Raw genomic sequence first — 19,054 nt, 5'->3', positions numbered from 1 at the left:
CTGAGACTCCAGTTGGGCACCCCGGTCGACTTGTCCCGTTCTGCCCGCTGAACCGATACGTCGACCGGTCCTCCGCCGACGTGGCCTGAGCCACTCGTGCCCGACCGTGGTCACGGCAACGACCACTGGTAACGTGGCCCAAGCCCTCCCGCCGGCCGCAACCCGGCTGACCTGGAGGATCCGACATCCTTTAACGACCCGTCCCGTGAGGCGGGGAAGGAGGTCCGCCGTGGCCTACCCACCGGCTGCCCACCCGTCGCCGCCGCGACAACCCTCGGTGAAGGTGATTTTGACCAGCGCCGAGGTGCAGCGGGTCGTCGACCGGATCGCCCACCAGATCCTGGAGAAGACCCAGGGGGCGTCGGACACCGTACTGCTCGGTGTGCCGACCCGGGGCGCTCCGCTGGCTCGCCGACTCGCCGACCGGATCAACGCCTTCGAGGGCATAGCGGTACCCGTAGGGGTGCTCGACATCACCCTCTACCGCGACGACCTGCGGCGCAACGCCACCCGGGCGGTCGGCCCGACCCAGGTGCCGCCCGGCGGGATCGACGGCATGCGGGTGATCCTCGTCGACGATGTGCTCTTCTCCGGCCGTACGGTGCGCGCCGCCCTCGACGCCCTGGGGGACCTGGGGCGCCCGGCGTCCGTACAACTCGCGGTGCTGGTCGACCGGGGCCACCGGCAACTGCCGATCCGCGCCGACTACGTCGGCAAGAACATCCCCACCGCCCTGGCCGAGAGCGTGAAGGTGACCCTCGCCGAGACCGACGGTGCCGACGAGGTCCGGCTCTACGCGGAGGACGCCCTCTCATGATCAGGCACCTGCTCTCCGGCGCCGACCTGGACGCCGACACCGCCCTGCAGATCCTGGACACCGCCGCGGAGATGGCAGCCGTCTCCGGCCGTGAGGTCAAGAAGCTGCCCGCGCTGCGCGGGCGTACGGTGGTCAACCTCTTCTACGAGGACTCCACCCGGACCCGGATCTCCTTCGAGGCGGCGGCCAAGCGGCTCAGCGCCGATGTGATCAACTTCTCGGCCAAGGGGTCCAGCGTCGCCAAGGGGGAGAGCCTCAAGGACACCGCGCTGACCCTGCAGGCCATGGGGGCCGACGCGGTGGTCGTCCGGCACCCGGCCTCCGGCGCCCCGCACCGGCTGGCCGACTGGGTCGACGGTTCCGTGGTCAACGCCGGCGACGGTACCCACGAGCATCCCACCCAGGCGCTGCTGGACGCGTACACCATGCGCTCCCGGATGGGCCGGCTGGCCGGCCTGTCCGTGGCCGTCGTCGGTGACGTGCTGCACTCGCGGGTGGCCCGGTCGAACGTGCTGCTGCTGTCCACCCTGGGTGCCAAGGTCACCCTGGTCGGGCCGCCCACCCTGATCCCGGTCGACATCTCCGCCGCCCTGGCCCCCGGTACCGCCGTCTGCTACGACCTGGACGCCGTGCTGCCCTCGACGGACGTGGTGATGATGCTGCGGGTGCAGCGGGAGCGGATGGGCGACTCCTACTTCCCCTCCGCCCGCGAGTACGCCCGCCGCTACGGCCTGGACGGCACCCGGATGCGCCGGCTGCCGGAGCACGCGATCGTCATGCACCCCGGTCCGATGAACCGGGGCATGGAGATCACTCCGGAGGTGGCCGACTCGCCCCGCTCCACCATCGTCGAACAGGTCACCAACGGGGTCTCCGTGCGGATGGCCGTCCTCTACCTGCTGCTCGGGGGAAACAACCGGTGAACTCGTACCTGATCAAGAACGTCAGTGTGCTCGGCGCGGCACCTACCGACCTGCTGCTGCGCGACGGCGTGGTCGCCGAGGCCGGCCCGGGGCTGTCCGCGCCGGAGGCCACTGTGCTCGACGCCACCGGCCTGGTGGCCCTGCCCGGCCTGGTCGACCTGCACACCCACCTGCGTGAGCCCGGGCGGGAGGACGCCGAGACCGTGGAGACCGGTTCCCGGGCGGCGGCGCTGGGCGGCTACACCGCGGTCTGCGCGATGGCCAACACCTCCCCGGTGGCCGACACCGCCGGAGTGGTCGAGCAGGTCTGGCGGCTAGGCCGGGAGGCCGGGCTGGTCGACGTGCAGCCGATCGGCGCGGTCACCGTAGGGCTGGCCGGCGAGCGGCTGGCCGAGTTGGGGGCGATGGCCGACTCCGCCGCCCGGGTGCGGATCTTCTCCGACGACGGGCACTGTGTGGCCGACCCCCGGCTGATGCGCCGGGCCCTGGAGTACGTCAAGGCCTTCGACGGCATCATCGCCCAGCACGCCGAGGAGCCCCGGCTCACCGAGGGCGCGCAGATGCACGAGGGTGAGGTCTCCACCCGGCTGGGCCTGACCGGCTGGCCGGCCGTGGCCGAGGAGGCGATCATCGCCCGGGACGTGCTGCTGGCCGAGCACGTCGGCAGCCGACTGCACGTCTGCCACCTCTCCACCGCCGGCAGTGTCGAGGTGCTGCGCCAGGCGAAGGCACGGGGGGTCCGGGTCACCGCCGAGGTGACCCCGCACCACCTGCTGCTCACCGACACCCGGGCGGAGACCTACGACCCGGTGTACAAGGTCAACCCACCGCTGCGGACCGCCACGGACATCGCCGCCCTGCGGGCCGCGCTGGTCGAGGGGGTGATCGACATCATCGCCACCGACCACGCCCCGCACGCCGTGGAGGACAAGGAGTGCGAGTGGGCGTACGCCCGCCCGGGAATGCTCGGGCTGGAGACGGCGCTGTCGATCGCCCTAGAGGTGCTCGGCCCCGAGTGGGATCTGATCGCCGAGCGGATGTCCCGCACCCCGGCCCGCATCGCCGGGCTGACCGAACACGGGCACGACCCCGCCCCCGGAGCCCCGGCCAACCTGACCCTGGTCGACCCGGCGGCCCGCCGGACGATCGACCCGGCGGAGTCGGCCAGTCGCAGCCGCAACACCCCGTACGCCCGGATGACGCTGCCGGGTCGCATCGTGGCGACCTTCCTGCGCGGCGAGGCGACGGTCCTGGACGGAAAGGCAGTCCGGTGAGCGCGAGGAATGTAGCGGAGCGGAGTCCCGCAGTCGCGAACGAAAGGCGTACTCAAGTGAGCGCAGCCCAGCGGAGCAACGTCGTCCGGATCGGAGGCGCGGCATGAGTCGTAGGCGTCCGGCGATTCTCGTCCTGGAGGACGGGCGCACCTTCCACGGCGAGGCCTACGGCAGCGTCGGGGAGACCTTCGGTGAGGCGGTCTTCAACACCGGGATGACCGGCTACCAGGAGACCCTGACCGACCCCTCGTACTACCGGCAGGTCGTGGTGCAGACCGCCCCGCACATCGGCAACACCGGTGTCAATGACGAGGACGACGAGTCCCGGCGGATCTGGGTGGCCGGCTACGTGGTGCGAGACCCCGCACGGATCAGCTCCAACTGGCGCGCCACCGGCGGGCTGGAGGACCGGCTGGCCACCGAGGGGATCGTCGGCATCAGCGGGGTGGACACCCGGGCCCTGACCCGGCACCTGCGCGACCGGGGCGCCATGCGGGTCGGCATCTCCAGCATCGACGACGACCCCCGCGCCCTGCTGGCCCGGGTCCGCCAGTCGCCGCACATGGTCGGCGCGGACCTGTCCGCCGAGGTGAGCACGACCGCGCCGTACGTGGTGCCGGCCGAGGGGGAGCACCGGTTCACGGTGGCCGCTCTGGACCTGGGCATCAAGCGCAACGTGCCGCGTCGGCTCGCCGCCCGGGGGGTTACCACCCACGTGCTGCCGGTGACGGCGACCATCGACGATCTGCTGGCCACCGGGGCGGACGCGGTCTTCTTCTCACCCGGCCCGGGTGACCCGGCGACCGCCGACGGGCCGGTCAAGCTGGCCCGTGAGGTGCTGCGTCGGAAGGTGCCCTTGTTCGGCATCTGCTTCGGCAGCCAGATCCTCGGCCGGGCGCTGGGCTTCGGCACCTACAAGCTCGGCTACGGCCACCGGGGCATCAACCAGCCGGTGCTGGACCGGATGACCGGCAAGGTCGAGGTGACCAGCCACAACCACGGCTTCGCCGTGCAGGTGCCCGGGGTGGCCCCGGGCGCGGTCGTGCCCGACCAGGTCATCGAGACCGAGTTCGGGGGCGTACAGGTCAGCCATGTCTGCCTCAACGACAACGTGGTCGAGGGGCTGCGGGCCCTGGAGGTCCCGGCCTTCACCGTGCAGTACCACCCGGAGGCGGCGGCCGGTCCGCACGACGCGGACTACCTCTTCGACCGTTTCGCCGAACTGATCGAGGGCCGGAACCACAGCAAGGGGCGCAGCAATGCCTAAGCGCGACGATCTCAAGCACATCCTGGTGATCGGCTCCGGGCCGATCGTCATCGGGCAGGCCTGCGAGTTCGACTACTCCGGCACCCAGGCCTGCCGGGTGCTGCGCAGCGAGGGGATCCGGGTCAGCCTGGTCAACTCGAACCCGGCCACGATCATGACGGATCCAGAGTTCGCCGACGCCACCTACGTCGAGCCGATCACCCCGGAGTTCGTCGAACTGGTCATCGCCAAGGAGCGGCCGGACGCGGTGCTGCCCACCCTGGGCGGGCAGACCGCGTTGAACACCGCGGTCGCCCTGCACGAGGCCGGGGTGCTGGAGAAGTACGGTGTCGAGCTGATCGGCGCCAACATCGACGCGATCCGTCGCGGCGAGGACCGGCAGCTGTTCAAGGACATCGTGGCCAAGGCGGGCGTACAGCTCGGCATGGCGGATCCCACGAGCCTGGTGCCCCGCTCAAGGGTCTGCCACTCGATGGACGAGGTCCGCGAGACCGTCGTCGAGCTGGGCCTGCCGGTGGTGATCCGGCCGTCGTTCACCATGGGCGGCCTCGGCTCCGGCATGGCGCACAACGACGAGGACCTGGAGCGCATCGCCGGCTCGGGGCTGGCCGCCAGCCCGGTGCACGAGGTGCTGATCGAGGAGAGCGTGCTCGGCTGGAAGGAGTACGAGCTCGAACTCATGCGGGACCGCCACGACAACGTGGTGGTGGTCTGCTCGATCGAGAACATCGACCCGATGGGCGTGCACACCGGCGACAGCGTCACGGTGGCACCGGCCATGACGCTGACCGACCGCGAGTTCCAGCGCCTGCGTGACCTGGGCATCGCGGTGCTGCGGGAGGTCGGGGTGGACACCGGCGGCTGCAACATCCAGTTCGCGATCAACCCGGCCGACGGGCGGATCGTGGTCATCGAGATGAACCCCCGGGTGTCCCGCTCCTCGGCGCTGGCCTCCAAGGCGACCGGCTTCCCGATCGCGAAGATCGCCGCGAAGCTGGCCATCGGCTACACCCTCGACGAGATCCCGAACGACATCACCCGCAAGACCCCGGCGGCCTTCGAGCCGACCCTGGACTACGTGGTGGTGAAGATCCCCCGGTTCGCCTTCGAGAAGTTCCCCGGCGCGGATCCGGAGCTGACCACCACGATGAAGTCCGTCGGCGAGGCGATGAGTCTCGGCCGCAACTTCAGCGAGGCCCTGAACAAGGCGATGCGGTCCATGGAGACCAAGGCCGCCGGGTTCTGGACGGTGCCCGACCCGGCCGGCGCGACCAAGGAGAACACCCTCGCCGCCCTGGCCACCCCGCACGACGGTCGGCTCTACACGGTGGAGCGGGCGCTGCGCCTGGGTGCCTCGATCGCGGAGGTCACCGCGGCCTCCGGTGGGATCGACCCCTGGTTCGTGGACCAGATCGCCGCGTTGGTGGAGTTGCGCGCGGAGATCGTGGCCGCCCCGGTGCTGGACGGCGAACTGCTGCACCAGGCCAAGCGGGCCGGCCTGTCCGACCGCCAGTTGGCCGCGCTGCGTCCCGAACTGGCCGCCGAGGACGGGGTACGGACCCTGCGTCACCGGCTGGGGATCCGACCGGTCTACAAGACGGTGGACACCTGCGCCGCGGAGTTCGAGGCCACCACCCCGTACCACTACTCCTCGTACGACGCGGAGACCGAGGTGGTCGGCTCGGACCGGCCCAAGGTGCTGATCCTGGGTTCCGGGCCGAACCGGATCGGGCAGGGCATCGAGTTCGACTACTCCTGCGTGCACGCCGTGCAGGCGTTGCGGGGTACGGGTTCCGGGGCCGGGTTCGAGACCGTGATGGTCAACTGCAACCCGGAGACGGTCTCCACCGACTACGACACCGCCGACCGGCTCTACTTCGAGCCGTTGACCTTCGAGGACGTGCTGGAGGTCTGGCACGCGGAGGACTCCTCCGGCCGGGCGGCCGGAGGGCCGGGCGTGGTGGGCGTGATCGTGCAACTGGGCGGGCAGACCCCCCTCGGGTTGGCCCAGCGGCTCAAGGACGCCGGGGTACCGGTGGTCGGCACCTCCCCGGAGTCGATTCACCTGGCCGAGGAGCGGGGCGCCTTCGGGGCCCTACTGGCCCGGGCCGGTCTGCGGGCCCCGGACCACGGCACCGCCACCTCGTACGAGGAGGCCAAGGAGATCGCCGACGCGATCGGCTACCCGGTGCTGGTCCGGCCGTCGTACGTGCTGGGCGGGCGGGGGATGGAGATCGTCTACGACGACGCCACCCTGCGTGACTACATCGGGCGGGCCACGGACATCTCCCCGGACCACCCGGTGCTGGTCGACCGGTTCCTCGACGACGCCATCGAGATCGACGTGGACGCCCTCTGTGACGCCGACGGGGAGGTGTACCTCGGCGGTGTGATGGAGCACATCGAGGAGGCCGGCATCCACTCCGGCGACTCCTCCTGCGCCCTGCCGCCGATCACCCTGGCCGGCTCCCATGTGGCACAGGTCCGCCGGTACACCGAGGCGATCGCCCGGGGCATCGGGGTACGCGGCCTGCTCAACGTGCAGTACGCGTTGAAGGACGACACCCTGTACGTGTTGGAGGCCAACCCGCGCGCCTCGCGTACGGTGCCGTTCGTCTCCAAGGCCACCGCGGTGCCGCTGGCCAAGGCGGCGGCCCGGATCGCCCTCGGGGCGACCATCGCCGAACTGCGGGCGGAGGGTCTGCTGCCGGCGACCGGGGACGGTGGCACCCTGCCGCTGGACGCCCCGGTAGCGGTCAAGGAGGCGGTCCTGCCCTTCAAGCGCTTCCGGACCCCGGCCGGCAAGGGGGTGGATTCCCTGCTCGGCCCGGAGATGAAGTCGACCGGCGAGGTGATGGGCATCGACACCGCCTTCGGGTACGCCTTCGCCAAGTCCCAGTCGGCCGCGTACGGTGACCTGCCGACCCAGGGCAAGATCTTCGTCTCGGTGGCGAACCGCGACAAGCGCAGCATGATCTTCCCGGTGAAGCGCCTGGCCGATCTGGGCTTCGAGATCGTCGCGACGGCCGGTACCGCCGAGGTGCTGCGTCGGCACGGCATCGCCTGCGAGCTTGCCCCCAAGCACTACGAGGCCGGCTCCGACGACGACGCGGTGTCGCTGATCCGCAACGGCCGGATCGCTCTGGTGATCAACACCCCGCAGGGTTCCGGTGCCAGCGCCCGTTCCGACGGCTACGAGATCCGCAGCGCCGCGGTGACCGCTGACATCCCCTGCATCACCACGGTCCCCGGTGCCGCCGCCGCGGTCATGGGCATCGAGGCCCGCATCCGTGGCGACATGCAGGTCCGCCCCCTCCAGGCCCTCCACGCCACCCTCCGGACCCCCCAATGACCACCCCACCCACCCCCACCCCCTCACCCCACCCCGCTTCCTGTCGGTTGATCATGAGGTTGGCGGCAGTGGAGGAGATCCACACCGCCGTCAACCTCATGATCAACGGGGCGATGCCGGGGGCGGGGGAGGTGCTGGGTGATGTTTGAGCGGACGGTTCGGCGGGGGTTGTTCCGGGTCGGGGGCGGGGACGCGGAGGCGGCCCATGAGTGGACGTTGCGGCGGTTGAGCGCGCTGTCGCGGATGCCGGCCGCGTTGGCGGTGCTGCGGGCCCGGTACGCGGTGGCCGCACCCCGCACGGTGTTCGGGGTGCGGTTCCCCAACCCGGTCGGACTGGCGGCCGGGATGGACAAGGACGGGGCGGCGCTGCCGGCCTGGCCGGCCCTGGGCTTCGGCTTCGTCGAGGTCGGTACGGTGACGGCCCACCCGCAGCCCGGTAACCCCCGTCCCCGGCTGTTCCGCCTGCCGGACAGCGAGGCGGTGATCAACCGGATGGGCTTCAACAACGCCGGAGCCGAGGCCCTGGCGGCCCGGCTGGCGGCGTTGCCCCGCCCGTTGGGCGTACCCCTGGGGATCTCCCTGGGCAAGTCCAAGGTGACACCGCTGGAGGAGGCGGTGGCCGACTACCAGGCGTCGTACCGCGCCCTGCGCGGGCACGGCGACTACTTCGCGGTCAACGTCTCCTCACCGAACACCCCCGGCCTGCGCGCCCTGCAGGACCGGGACCACCTGGACGCCCTGCTGGCCGCCCTGGTAGGCGAGAAGCCCGTGCTGGTGAAGATCGCCCCGGATCTCACCGAGCCCGCCATCGCCGAACTGCTGGAGGTGTGTCTGGCGCGGGGGGCCGCCGGGGTGATCGCCACGAACACGACCCTGGGCCGCGAGGGCCTGGCCCCGAGCGACCAGCCGCGGGCCGGGGAGGCGGGCGGCCTGTCCGGTCGACCGCTGACCGACCGGGCCCGCCAGGTGGTCTCCTTCGTCCACCGCGAGACCGGCGGACGGCTGCCGATCATCGGGGTGGGCGGCATCCTCCACCCCGACGACGCGGCCCGGATGTTCGACGCCGGAGCCAGCCTGGTGCAGCTCTACACCGGCTTCATCTACCGTGGCCCGGCCCTGCCCCGCGCGGTCGCCCGCGCGGCGGCGGCCGCCCCGCAGCCGACCACCACCACACGATGACAGACCACGGTGGGGCGGGCGGTGCCGGACCTGAGGGGGAGACAGCGACCGGCCCGACCCACCTACCGAGGTGTACGAGCGACGGGCGCCGGGGGCGGGCGGGTCGGGGCCCCGCCCGGTCGGTGCCGGAGGGGAGACCCGGTGAGGCCGGAGGAGATTCTCGCCGCTGACGCCGCGCACGTCTGGCATCCGTACGCGGCCCTGCCGCCGGCCATGTCGCCGTACCTGGTCGAGAGCGCCCAGGGGGTACGGCTGCGGCTGGCGGACGGGCGTGAGCTGGTCGACGGGATGTCGTCGTGGTGGGCGGCGATCCACGGCTACCGGCATCCCGTGCTGGACGCCGCGGTGACCGACCAGCTGGGCCGGATGAGTCATGTCATGTTCGGCGGACTGACCCACGCCCCCGCCGTCGAGCTGGCCCGCACCCTTGTCGAGTTGGCCCCCGAGGGGCTGGAGCACGTGTTCCTGGCCGACTCGGGCTCGGTCAGCGTCGAGGTGGCGATCAAGATGTGCCTCCAGTACCAGCGGGCCACCGGCCGGCCGCAGCGCCGACGGTTGGGCACCTGGCGGGGTGGCTACCACGGGGACACCTTCCACCCGATGAGCGTCTGCGACCCCGAGGGGGGCATGCACCATCTCTGGGGCGAGGTGCTGCCCCGGCAGGTCTTCGCCCCGGTGCCGCCGGGCGGCTTCGACACACCGGTCGATCCGGGGTACGAGGCCGCGCTGGTCGAGGCGGTGCAGCGGCACGCCGACGAGTTGGCCGCGGTGATCGTCGAGCCGGTGGTGCAGGGGGCCGGGGGGATGCGGTTCCACAACCCCCACTACCTGAAGGTGCTGCGCGAGGTGACCCGGGCGCACGGGGTGCTGCTGATCTTCGACGAGATCGCCACCGGGTTCGGGCGTACCGGGACGATGTTCGCCGCCGAGCACGCCGGGGTGGTTCCGGACGTGATGTGTGTCGGCAAGGCCCTCACCGGCGGCTACCTGACCCTGGCGGCCGCGCTGTGCACCCCGCAGATCGCGGCCGGCATCCGGGCCGGTGGGGTGCTGGCACACGGGCCGACCTTCATGGGCAACCCGCTGGCCTGTGCGGTCGCCAACGCCTCGCTGGGCCTGCTGACCGGCGGGGACTGGGCCGGGCAGGTGGCCCGGCTGGAGCGCAACCTGCGGGTCGGCCTGGAACCGTTGCGTGGCACCCCGGGGGTGGCGGATGTCCGGGTCCTCGGCGGCATCGGTGTGGTGCAACTCGACCACGAGGTCGACATGGCCGCCGCCACCGCCGCCGCGGTTGCAGCGGGAGTGTGGCTGCGTCCCTTCCGGGATCTGATCTACACGATGCCGCCGTACCTCACCGAGGACGCCGACCTGGCGCTGATCACGGCGGCTATCGGTGCGGCGGCCCGGGTCGCCTGAGTAGTCGGACCCGACCTGGGTGCCGCGATTGAGTAGCCGGACAGGGCAAGTTGAGCAATGAGAGAAAGGCGCGAAGGATGGAGAGCTTCGGCACCCGACTGCACCGGGCCGTCCGTGAACGGGGTCCGCTCTGCGTCGGCATCGACCCGCACCCGGCCCTGCTGGCCCGCTGGGGTCTCGCCGACGACGTCGAGGGGCTCAGCCGGTTCGCCGCGACCGTCGTGGACGCCCTCGGTGACCGAGTTGCGGTGGTGAAGCCTCAGTCGGCCTTCTTCGAGCGATTCGGGTCCCACGGTGTGGCGGTGCTTGAGTCAACTATCCGACAGTTGCGCGAGCGCGGCGCGCTCGTTCTGCTCGACGTCAAGCGTGGCGACATCGGCTCGACCGTCCACGCGTACGCCACGGCGTACCTTCATCCATCCAGCCCCATGCATGTCGACGCGGTCACGGCAAGCCCGTTCCTGGGGGTCGGATCGCTCGCCCCCATGTTCGAACTCGCCGCCGAACACGGCGGCGGGGTCTTCGTTCTGGCGCTCACCTCCAACCCCGAGGGCGCTGCGGTCCAGCGGGCCACGACGGCGGACGGACGCACCGTGGCGCAGACGGTGATCGACGAGATTGCGCAGCTCAACGCGGGTGCGGAACCGCTCGGGAGTATCGGTGCGGTGATCGGGGCGACTGTCGGCGAGACCGGCTGCGACCTGTCGGCGATGAACGGTCCGTTGCTGGCGCCGGGGCTCGGCGCGCAGGGTGCCACGGCGGCCGATCTGCGGGTGGTGTTCGGTTCCAGTCTGCCCGCCGTGCTGCCGTCGTACTCCCGGGAGGTGTTGGGAGCGGGCCCACACCCGGATGCTCTGCGGGCCGCAGCTGACCGGGCGGTAACCGACTGCCAGGCCGCGCTGAGGATGTCCTGACTGACTGATGGCTCGATCACTTTGTGGTGATCATCGCGCGCCCACGTTGCCGAAAGCTCCGTTGACCGCTAGTTTTCCCGGCGCTGGGAACCCCTTGGTTCACAGCGACACCACGTTTCACAGATGCGGCGGTGCGTCCCGCCCGTCGCGATAGGGACCTGAGGAGAACTGGTGCCGCTCCCGTCACTGACCCCCGAGCAGCGCGCAGCCGCGCTGGAGAAGGCTGCGGAGATCCGCAAAGCCCGTGCCGAGCTGAAGGAGCAGCTCAAGCAGGGCAAGACCACCCTCGGTGCCGTTCTTGCGCGGGCCGAGTCCGACGATGTCGTCGGCAAGCTCAAGGTGTCGGCCGTGCTGCAGGCGATGCCGGGCATCGGCAAGATCCGGGCCACCCAGATCATGGAGAAGCTCAAGATCGCCGAGAGCCGTCGCCTGCGTGGCCTCGGCGAGCAGCAGCGCAAGGCCCTGCTTGGGGAGTTCGCTGCCAACTGAGCGAGGCTGCGTGTAGAAACAAGCAGTGAGCTTGGATGACGAGACGCGCCCGGCGGCTCGGCTCACTGTCCTGGCTGGCCCATCCGGTGCCGGTAGGGAGAGTGTCGTCGAGTTGGTCCGGGCGCGTTCTCCGTCCGTGTGGCGGCCGATCACGGTCACCACCCGACCCCGACGTGAGGGCGAGTGTGACGGGGTCGATCGTCACTTCCTGAGCCCACCGGAGTTCGACCGCCGCCTGGCCGCGGGCGAACTGCTGGAGTGGAGTTGGCTGGGCGCGCATCGCCGGGGCACCGAGACCGCCCCGCTGCGTCTCCGGCTCGCCGCCGGAGTGCCGGTCCTGCTGCCCCTGGATCTGGACGGGGCCCTGCTGGTGCGGGCCGCCTGGCCGCAGGCCCGACTGGTGTTGCTCCACCCGCCCGGCCGAATGCCGGCCATGACCGTGGTGTCGGCCTTCGACCACACCGTGTCGTACGACCGCACGGAGCGGGTCGTGGGCGAACTGGTAGGATTCATCGGTTCTTCCTTCCTGGCTCCGGCCCGGCCGCGCCCGCGCGGTTGAGCGCCGGCACCGCGCTAGCGCGGTCCGTGCGAAAGACGCAGAGGTTAATCCGTGGGATCCATCGCCAACCCAGAAGGCATCACCAACCCGCCGATCGACGAGCTTCTGGAGAAGACGACGTCGAAGTACGCTCTGGTCATCTTCGCGGCCAAGCGCGCGCGTCAGGTCAACGCCTACTACAGCCAGCTCGGTGAGGGTCTGTTGGAGTACGTCGGCCCGCTGGTCGAGACCACCCCTCAGGAGAAGCCCCTCTCCATCGCGATGCGGGAGATCAACGCGGGCCTGCTCACCGCTGAGCCGACCGACCAGCCGTAATCCCTGCGCGTGCGATGAGCGCCCGGATCATCCTCGGGGTCGGCGGCGGGATCGCCGCGTACAAGGCATGTGAACTGCTGCGGCTGTTCACCGAGTCGGGACACCAGGTGCGGGTCGTGCCGACCGCCGCCGCGCTGCGGTTCGTCGGCGCCCCGACCTGGGCCGCGCTCTCCGGTCAGCCGGTGACCGAGGAGGTCTGGGCCGACGTGCACGAGGTGCCGCACGTACGCCTGGGTCAGCAGGCCGACCTGGTGGTGGTCGCACCCACCACCGCCGACCTGTTGGCCAAGGCCGCCCACGGCATCGCCGACGACCTGCTGACCAACACCCTGTTGACGGCCCGCTGCCCGGTGCTGCTGGCACCGGCCATGCACACCGAGATGTGGGAGCACCCCGCCACGGTCGACAACGTGGCCACCCTGCGCGGCCGGGGGGTACGGGTCATCGAGCCCGCCGTGGGGCGGCTCACCGGGGCCGACACCGGCAAGGGTCGGCTGCCCGATCCGGCGGAGATCTTCGCGGTCGCCCGCCGGACCCTGGCCCGGGGCGCGGCCGCCCCGGCCGACCTGGCCGGTCGGCACGTGCTGGTCACCGCCGGAGGCACCCGGGAACCCCTGGACCCGGTGCGCTTCCTGGGTAACCGCTCCTCCGGCAAGCAGGGCTACGCCTTCGCCCGCGCCGCGGTGGCCCGGGGTGCCCGGGTCACCTTGATCTCGGCCAACGTGTCACTGCCCGATCCGGCCGGGGTGGACCTGATCCGGGTGGGCACCACCGCCGAGCTGCGGGAGGCCACGGTGCGGGCCGCGGCCGACGCCGAGGTGGTGGTGATGGCGGCGGCTCCGTCGGATTTCCGACCCGCCAGCTACGCTGAAGGCAAGATCAAGAAGGCGGACGACGGGGTGGCCCCAACCATCGAACTGGTCACCAACCCGGACATCGCCGCCGAGTTGGGCCAGCGGCGGCGGCCGGGACAGGTGCTGGTGGTCTTCGCCGCCGAGACCGGTGACGCCGAGGCCAACGGGCGGGCCAAGCTGGCCCGCAAGCGGGCTGACCTCATCGTCATCAACGAGGTGGGGCTGGACAAGGTCTTCGGCGCGGACACCAACGCGGCCACCGTGATCGACGTGGCGGGTTCGGTCACCCGGCTGGCCGAACAGTCCAAGGAGGAGCTTGCCGACGAGGTGTGGGATCTGGTCGTCGTCAGGCTTTCGGGGCGATCCTCCGTACGAGTGGCCCCCTAGACGACGATCGACGTACCCGTACCGTTTGGTGACTACACTGCCGCCCAACGACATCCACTGACTCCCAACGACTTCCACTGACTTAGGAGTGCCGTGACACGCCGCCTATTTACGTCCGAATCGGTCACGGAAGGCCACCCGGACAAGATTGCCGACCAGATCAGTGACGGCATCCTCGACGCCCTCCTCAGCCAGGACCCGCACAGCCGGGTGGCCGTGGAGACCCTGATCACCACTGGTCAGGTGCACGTCGCGGGCGAGGTGACCACCAAGGCGTACGCCGACATCCCGACCATCGTGCGGGAGACCATCCTCGGCATCGGCTACGACTCGTCGAAGAAGGGCTTCGACGGCGCCTCGTGCGGCGTCAGCGTCTCGATCGGCTCCCAGTCGCCGGACATCGCCCAGGGTGTCGACAACGCCTTCGAGTTGCGCACCGGCGCCTCGGAGAGCGCACTGGACGCGCAGGGCGCCGGCGACCAGGGCATGATGTTCGGCTTCGCCTGCTCCGAGACCCCGGAGTTGATGCCGCTGCCGATCGCCCTGGCCCACCGCCTGGCCCGTCGCCTGGCCGCGGTCCGCAAGGACGGCACCGTCCCCTACCTGCGGCCGGACGGCAAGACCCAGGTCACCATCGAGTACGAGGGCCTGCGGCCGGTACGCCTCAACACCGTCGTGGTCTCCAGTCAGCACGCCGCGGACATCTCCCTGGAGTCGCTGCTGACCCCGGACGTCCGGGACCACGTCATCGCCCCGGAGCTTGAGGGCCTGGGCCTGGACACCGAGGGCTACCGGCTGCTGGTCAACCCGACCGGCCGCTTCGAGATCGGTGGCCCGATGGGTGACGCCGGCCTGACCGGGCGGAAGATCATCGTCGACACCTACGGCGGGTACGCCCGGCACGGTGGTGGCGCCTTCTCCGGCAAGGACCCCTCGAAGGTCGACCGGTCGGCCGCGTACGCGATGCGGTGGGTGGCCAAGAACGTGGTCGCCGCCGGGCTGGCGGAGCGGTGCGAGGCGCAGGTCGCCTACGCCATCGGCAAGGCCCACCCGGTGAGCCTGTTCATCGAGACCTTCGGCACCGAGACCGTGCCGGTGGCCTCGATCGAGAAGGCCGTCACGGAGGTCTTCGACCTGCGTCCGGCCGCGATCATCCGGGACCTGCACCTGCTGCGTCCGATCTACGCGCAGACCGCCGCCTACGGTCACTTCGGCCGGGAACTGCCGGAGCTGACCTGGGAGAGCACCGACCGGGCCGCCGACCTCAAGTCGGCCGCGGGAGCCTGACCGGCACCAGGCGAGACGACCGGCGGCCCGCTGACGGGTCGCCGGTCGCTCGTGTCTGTGTCGATGTGCCGCTGCCCCACCTGGACCGTCCCTTCGACTATCTGGTCCCGCAGGCGCTGGACGCGCAGGCGCGCCCCGGGGTGCGGGTCAAGGTGCGTTTCGCCGGTCAGCTGGTCGACGGCTGGTTGCTGGAACGCCACGACAGCTCCGAGCATCCCCGGCTGGCGTACCTGGAGAAGGTGGTCTCGCCGGTGCCGGTGCTCGCCGCCGAGGTGCGTCGGCTGGCCCGTGCGGTCGCCGACCGGTACGCCGGCAGCCTGGCCGATGTGCTGCGCCTGGCCGTCCCACCCCGGCATGCCCGGGTGGAGAAGGATTTCCTGGCCCGCACCGCTACCGGCGAACCCCCGACCGACCCGACCACCGAACCCAGCGAGCCCGCCGATTCGAGTCAGCCCACCGCGTCGGGTGAGGCCAACCAGCCGAGCGACCCCACCGAGCCGAGCGGTTCGGGCGGGCCGGAACCGGGGGGGTGGGGGGACTATCCGGCCGGGCCGGCCCTGCTGCGGGCCCTGGCCGCCGGGCGGGCACCCCGGGCCGTCTGGTCGGCCCTGCCGGGGGAGGACTGGGCGGCGCGGTACGCCACTGCGGTGGCGGCCACGGTGGCCGCCGGTCGGGGCGCTCTGGTGGTGGTCGCCGACGGCCGGGACCTGGACCGGCTGGACGCCGCCCTGACCGCCACCCTCGGACCGGACCGGCACGTCTGCCTGTCCGCCGCGCTGGGTCCGGCCCGCCGGTACCGCGCCTTCCTCACCGCCCGGCACCACGATGCCCCGGTGGTCATCGGTACCCGGGCCGCGATGTTCGCCCCGGTGTCCCGGCTGGGCCTGGTGGCCATCTGGGACGACGGTGACGACCTGCACGCCGAGCCCCGGGCGCCGTACCCGCACGCCCGGGAGGTGCTGCTCACCCGCGCCCACCTGGACGGGGCCGCGGCGCTGGTCGGCGGCTACGCCCGTACCGCCGAGGCGCAGTTGCTGGTGGAGACCGGGTGGGCCCGCGAGGTGGTGCCGACCCGGGAGGTGCTGCGGGCGCGGGCCCCGGCGGTCGCGCCGACCGGGGACGACCCCCAGTTGGCCCGGGACCCGGGAGCGGCTACCGCCCGGCTGCCCAGCCTGGCCTGGACCGCCGCCCGGGAGGCGCTACGGGCGGAGTCCCCGGTGCTGGTGCAGGTGCCCCGGCGGGGTTACCTGCCGTCGGTGGCCTGCGACGACTGTCGTACCCCGGCCCGCTGTCCGCACTGCGCCGGGCCGTTGGCGCTGCCCTCGGCCGGTGGGGCCCCGCACTGCCGCTGGTGCGCCCGGGTGGCGGCCGCGTACGCCTGCCCGCACTGCCATGGACGGCGGCTGCGGGCCTCCGTCACCGGGGCCCGCCGCACCGCGGAGGAGTTGGGCCGGGCCTTCCCGGGGGTGCCGGTACGCACCTCCGGTCGGGAGGAGGTGCTGGTGGAGGTTCCCGGCGGCCCCGGACTGGTGATCGCCACCCCGGGGGCCGAGCCGGTCGCCGCCGGTGGCTACGGGGCGGTGCTGCTGCTGGACACCTGGGCCCTGCTGACCCGGGCCGACCTGCGCGCGGGGGAGGAGGCGCTGCGGCGGTGGGCGGCGGCGGCCGCCCTGGCCCGCCCGGCTGCCCAGGGCGGCCGGGTGGTGGTGGTCGCGGACGGGGCCCTGGCCCCGGTGCAGGCGCTGCTGCGCTGGGATCCCGCCTGGTTCGCCGCCGGGGAGCTGGCCGAGCGGCGGGAACTGGGCTTCCCACCGGCGGTACGGATGGCCAGCCTGACCGGTGCTCCGGAGGCGGTGGCCGACCTGTTGGCGCAGGCCCGCCTGCCCGAGCAGGCACAACTGCTGGGTCCGGTGCCGGCCGACGGTGAGCGGGAGCGGATGCTGATCCGGGTGCCCCGGGCCCGGGCCGCCGCGCTGGCCGAGGCGTTGCATGTCGCGGCCGGGGTGCGCAGCGCCCGGAAGGCGGCCGATCCGGTACGCCTGCAGATCGACCCCCTGGCGATGTTCTGACCCGGACACCCCTACGGTCGGGTGATCACGGAATGTGATGCTCGGCACGGCAATTGTCGCCATATGTGAGGCGATCAACGCCCTCTGTGGCGATGCCCCCATCGCTGGTCGTGTCTTCGGGGCGGTCCCGCCGAAGGTGATAGAGTCGCCCGTCATGCCGGGGCGCACGACCGCTCCAGGTCACGGTGCGGCGGCAGGCGCGCAGGGTAGGGGTTGTCGCAGGACGGCGCGACCGCGTCGGTCCGGCGCGAAATCGATGCTTCAATTCAGCCGTGATCAGGGGTGGCCAGTCGTGACCGTTCGTCAGTCGATCGTCTTCAACGGTGACCTCGGCAGCGGCAAGAGCACCGTGTCGGTGGAGATCTCCAAGCGGCTGGGGCTGCGCCGGGTCAGTGTCGGTGACCTCTACCGGCAGATGGCCCAGGATCGTCAGATGACCGCCCTGCAACTCAATCTGCACGCCGAGCTGGACCAGGCCGTCGACGGCTATGTCGACCAGCTTCAGCGCGACATCGCCGCCTCCGGTGAGAGCCTGGTCATGGACTCGCGGCTGGCCTGGCACTTCTTCACGGACGCCCTCAAGGTGCACATGATCACCGAGCCGGGTGAGGCGGCCCGTCGGGTGCTGCTGCGCCCCTCCGGGCCGGCCGAGAGCTACACCTCCATGGAGGAGGCCAAGGCCAAGCTCCGGGAGCGCAGCGAGAGTGAGCGGGGCCGGTTCCTGATCCGCTACGGCGTGGACAAGGCCCGGCTGCGCAACTACGACCTGATCTGCGACACCACCCGGGCCCCGGCCGACGAGGTGATCGAGCGGATCATCGACGCCTACGAGGGGCGGCTGGCTCCCGAGGTGCTGCGGGAGGCGCCCCCGCTGCTGCTGCTGGATCCCGCGCGGGTCTACCCGACCGAGGACGTCTCCGGTCTGCGCGGCCTGTGGGACTCCGACTCGACCTTCCTCGGGGAGGTGGCCGAGGCCGGCGAGACCGGCCTGGAGCCGCTGGAGATCGGCTACACCGGTGAGTACTTCTTCGTGGTCAACGGGCACCGGCGGCTCAGCGCCGCCCTGCGCAACGGCTTCCGGATGGTCCCCGGCCGCCTGGTCGCCGAGGTCGACGAGCCGGTGGTGGGTACGACCAGCGCGGTCGACTTCTTCGCCGCGCAGGCCCGCCCCAGCCTGATCCACGACTGGGAGGCCGCGCACGACATCCGCCTGCCCCTGCCGGAGCACGCCCTGCTGGCCGGGGACGCGGTGCTGGCCGGGGAGCCCGGCAGCATCGGCTGACCACGGCCCGCCGCCCGGCCGGCGATCATGATGCGCCGGTCGGGCCGACCCGGGACACTCCGTAGACTGGTGAGGCACTGCTGTCCGCCGCTAAGGAGTCAAACCGCGTGACCGTCCAGCCCATCCGTCTGTTCGGCGATCCGGTGCTGCGCACGCCGGCCGATCCGGTGGTCGATTTCGACGTCGAGCTGCGCAAGCTCATCGCCGACCTGACCGACACCATGCGTGACAGCAGCGGGGCGGGTCTCGCCGCGCCACAGCTCGGCGTGGGCCTGCGGGTGTTCACCTTCGATGTCGACGACGTGGTGGGCCACCTGGTCAACCCGGTGCTGGAGTTCCCGGACGCCGAGGAGCAGGACGGCCCGGAGGGCTGCCTGTCCATCCCCGGGATGTACTTCGACACCAAGCGCCGGCAGAACGTCATCGCCAAGGGGTTCAACGGCTACGGCGACCCCCTGCAGATCGTCGGCACCGGCCTGATGGCCCGCTGCGTGCAGCACGAGACCGACCACCTCGACGGCGTGCTGTTCATCGACCGGCTGGACCCGGCCGGCCGCAAGGAGGCCATGAAGGCCATCCGCCAGGCCGAGTGGTACGACGATGCCGCCCCGCCCACGGTCAAGCTGAGCCCGCACAGTGCCGGCAGCCCCTTCGGTCTGGGGCGGTGACC

The 19,054-nt window shown here is 71.7% G+C and carries 16 protein-coding genes; all 16 read left to right on the top strand.

The annotated features are described in order from the left end of the window. The first annotated feature begins 229 nt into the window (after window positions 1-229). A complete protein-coding gene (pyrR, locus tag OIE53_RS12380; RefSeq protein WP_327026749.1) occupies window positions 230-817 on the top strand; it encodes a bifunctional pyr operon transcriptional regulator/uracil phosphoribosyltransferase PyrR in 588 nt (195 codons plus the stop codon). After that, window positions 814-1,740 carry an aspartate carbamoyltransferase catalytic subunit gene (locus OIE53_RS12375; protein ID WP_327026748.1) on the top strand — a complete coding sequence of 309 codons (927 nt, stop codon included), beginning with the start codon at window positions 814-816 and terminating at the stop codon, window positions 1,738-1,740. The genes pyrR and OIE53_RS12375 overlap by 4 nt, the downstream gene beginning before the upstream one ends. Continuing rightward, window positions 1,737-3,014, top strand: coding sequence for a dihydroorotase (locus OIE53_RS12370; protein WP_327026747.1), 1,278 nt, complete (start codon window positions 1,737-1,739; stop codon window positions 3,012-3,014). The genes OIE53_RS12375 and OIE53_RS12370 overlap by 4 nt, the downstream gene beginning before the upstream one ends. 103 nt (window positions 3,015-3,117) lie before the next feature. Next, window positions 3,118-4,281 carry a glutamine-hydrolyzing carbamoyl-phosphate synthase small subunit gene (carA, locus tag OIE53_RS12365; RefSeq protein ID WP_327026746.1) on the top strand — a complete coding sequence of 388 codons (1,164 nt, stop codon included), beginning with the start codon at window positions 3,118-3,120 and terminating at the stop codon, window positions 4,279-4,281. Beyond that, complete coding sequence (gene carB, locus OIE53_RS12360; protein WP_327026745.1) at window positions 4,274-7,633, top strand: carbamoyl-phosphate synthase large subunit; 3,360 nt, start codon at window positions 4,274-4,276, stop codon at window positions 7,631-7,633. Before carA ends, carB begins: the two co-directional genes overlap by 8 nt. Window positions 7,634-7,771: 138 nt before the next feature. Continuing rightward, window positions 7,772-8,812 (top strand): quinone-dependent dihydroorotate dehydrogenase, encoded by a 1,041-nt coding sequence (locus OIE53_RS12355; protein WP_327026744.1) that lies wholly within the window; start codon window positions 7,772-7,774, stop codon window positions 8,810-8,812. Window positions 8,813-8,953: 141 nt separating this feature from the next. Next, window positions 8,954-10,228 carry an adenosylmethionine--8-amino-7-oxononanoate transaminase gene (locus OIE53_RS12350; protein WP_327026743.1) on the top strand — a complete coding sequence of 425 codons (1,275 nt, stop codon included), beginning with the start codon at window positions 8,954-8,956 and terminating at the stop codon, window positions 10,226-10,228. A 77-nt stretch (window positions 10,229-10,305) separates the two neighbouring features. Beyond that, complete coding sequence (pyrF, locus tag OIE53_RS12345) at window positions 10,306-11,142, top strand: orotidine-5'-phosphate decarboxylase (RefSeq protein ID WP_327026742.1); 837 nt, start codon at window positions 10,306-10,308, stop codon at window positions 11,140-11,142. Window positions 11,143-11,313: 171 nt separating this feature from the next. Further along, a complete protein-coding gene (mihF, locus tag OIE53_RS12340) occupies window positions 11,314-11,631 on the top strand; it encodes an integration host factor, actinobacterial type (RefSeq protein ID WP_327026741.1) in 318 nt (105 codons plus the stop codon). Between the two features lie 25 nt (window positions 11,632-11,656). After that, complete coding sequence (locus OIE53_RS12335; protein WP_327026740.1) at window positions 11,657-12,190, top strand: guanylate kinase; 534 nt, start codon at window positions 11,657-11,659, stop codon at window positions 12,188-12,190. A gap of 51 nt (window positions 12,191-12,241) precedes the next feature. Then, window positions 12,242-12,505 (top strand): DNA-directed RNA polymerase subunit omega, encoded by a 264-nt coding sequence (rpoZ, locus tag OIE53_RS12330; protein WP_007075826.1) that lies wholly within the window; start codon window positions 12,242-12,244, stop codon window positions 12,503-12,505. A gap of 14 nt (window positions 12,506-12,519) precedes the next feature. Beyond that, on the top strand, window positions 12,520-13,746 hold the full coding sequence (gene coaBC, locus OIE53_RS12325) for a bifunctional phosphopantothenoylcysteine decarboxylase/phosphopantothenate--cysteine ligase CoaBC (protein WP_327026739.1): 1,227 nt from the start codon (window positions 12,520-12,522) through the stop codon (window positions 13,744-13,746). A 93-nt stretch (window positions 13,747-13,839) separates the two neighbouring features. Beyond that, window positions 13,840-15,033, top strand: a complete 1,194-nt coding sequence (gene metK, locus OIE53_RS12320) for a methionine adenosyltransferase (protein WP_327026738.1) — start codon at window positions 13,840-13,842, stop codon at window positions 15,031-15,033. Between the two features lie 65 nt (window positions 15,034-15,098). Further along, the gene (locus OIE53_RS12315; RefSeq protein WP_327026737.1) at window positions 15,099-17,102 is read left to right on the top strand and encodes a primosomal protein N'; all 2,004 of its coding nucleotides are present in this window, start codon (window positions 15,099-15,101) and stop codon (window positions 17,100-17,102) included. 292 nt (window positions 17,103-17,394) lie between these two features. Continuing rightward, on the top strand, window positions 17,395-18,384 hold the full coding sequence (locus OIE53_RS12310; protein WP_327026736.1) for an AAA family ATPase: 990 nt from the start codon (window positions 17,395-17,397) through the stop codon (window positions 18,382-18,384). Between the two features lie 107 nt (window positions 18,385-18,491). Next, complete coding sequence (gene def, locus OIE53_RS12305) at window positions 18,492-19,052, top strand: peptide deformylase (protein WP_327026735.1); 561 nt, start codon at window positions 18,492-18,494, stop codon at window positions 19,050-19,052. Window positions 19,053-19,054: the final 2 nt, after the last annotated feature.

The sequence above is a fragment of the Micromonospora sp. NBC_01739 genome, from assembly GCF_035920385.1.
In the GTDB taxonomy this organism is placed as follows: domain Bacteria; phylum Actinomycetota; class Actinomycetes; order Mycobacteriales; family Micromonosporaceae; genus Micromonospora.
This window is presented reverse-complemented; position numbering and strand designations above follow the sequence as displayed.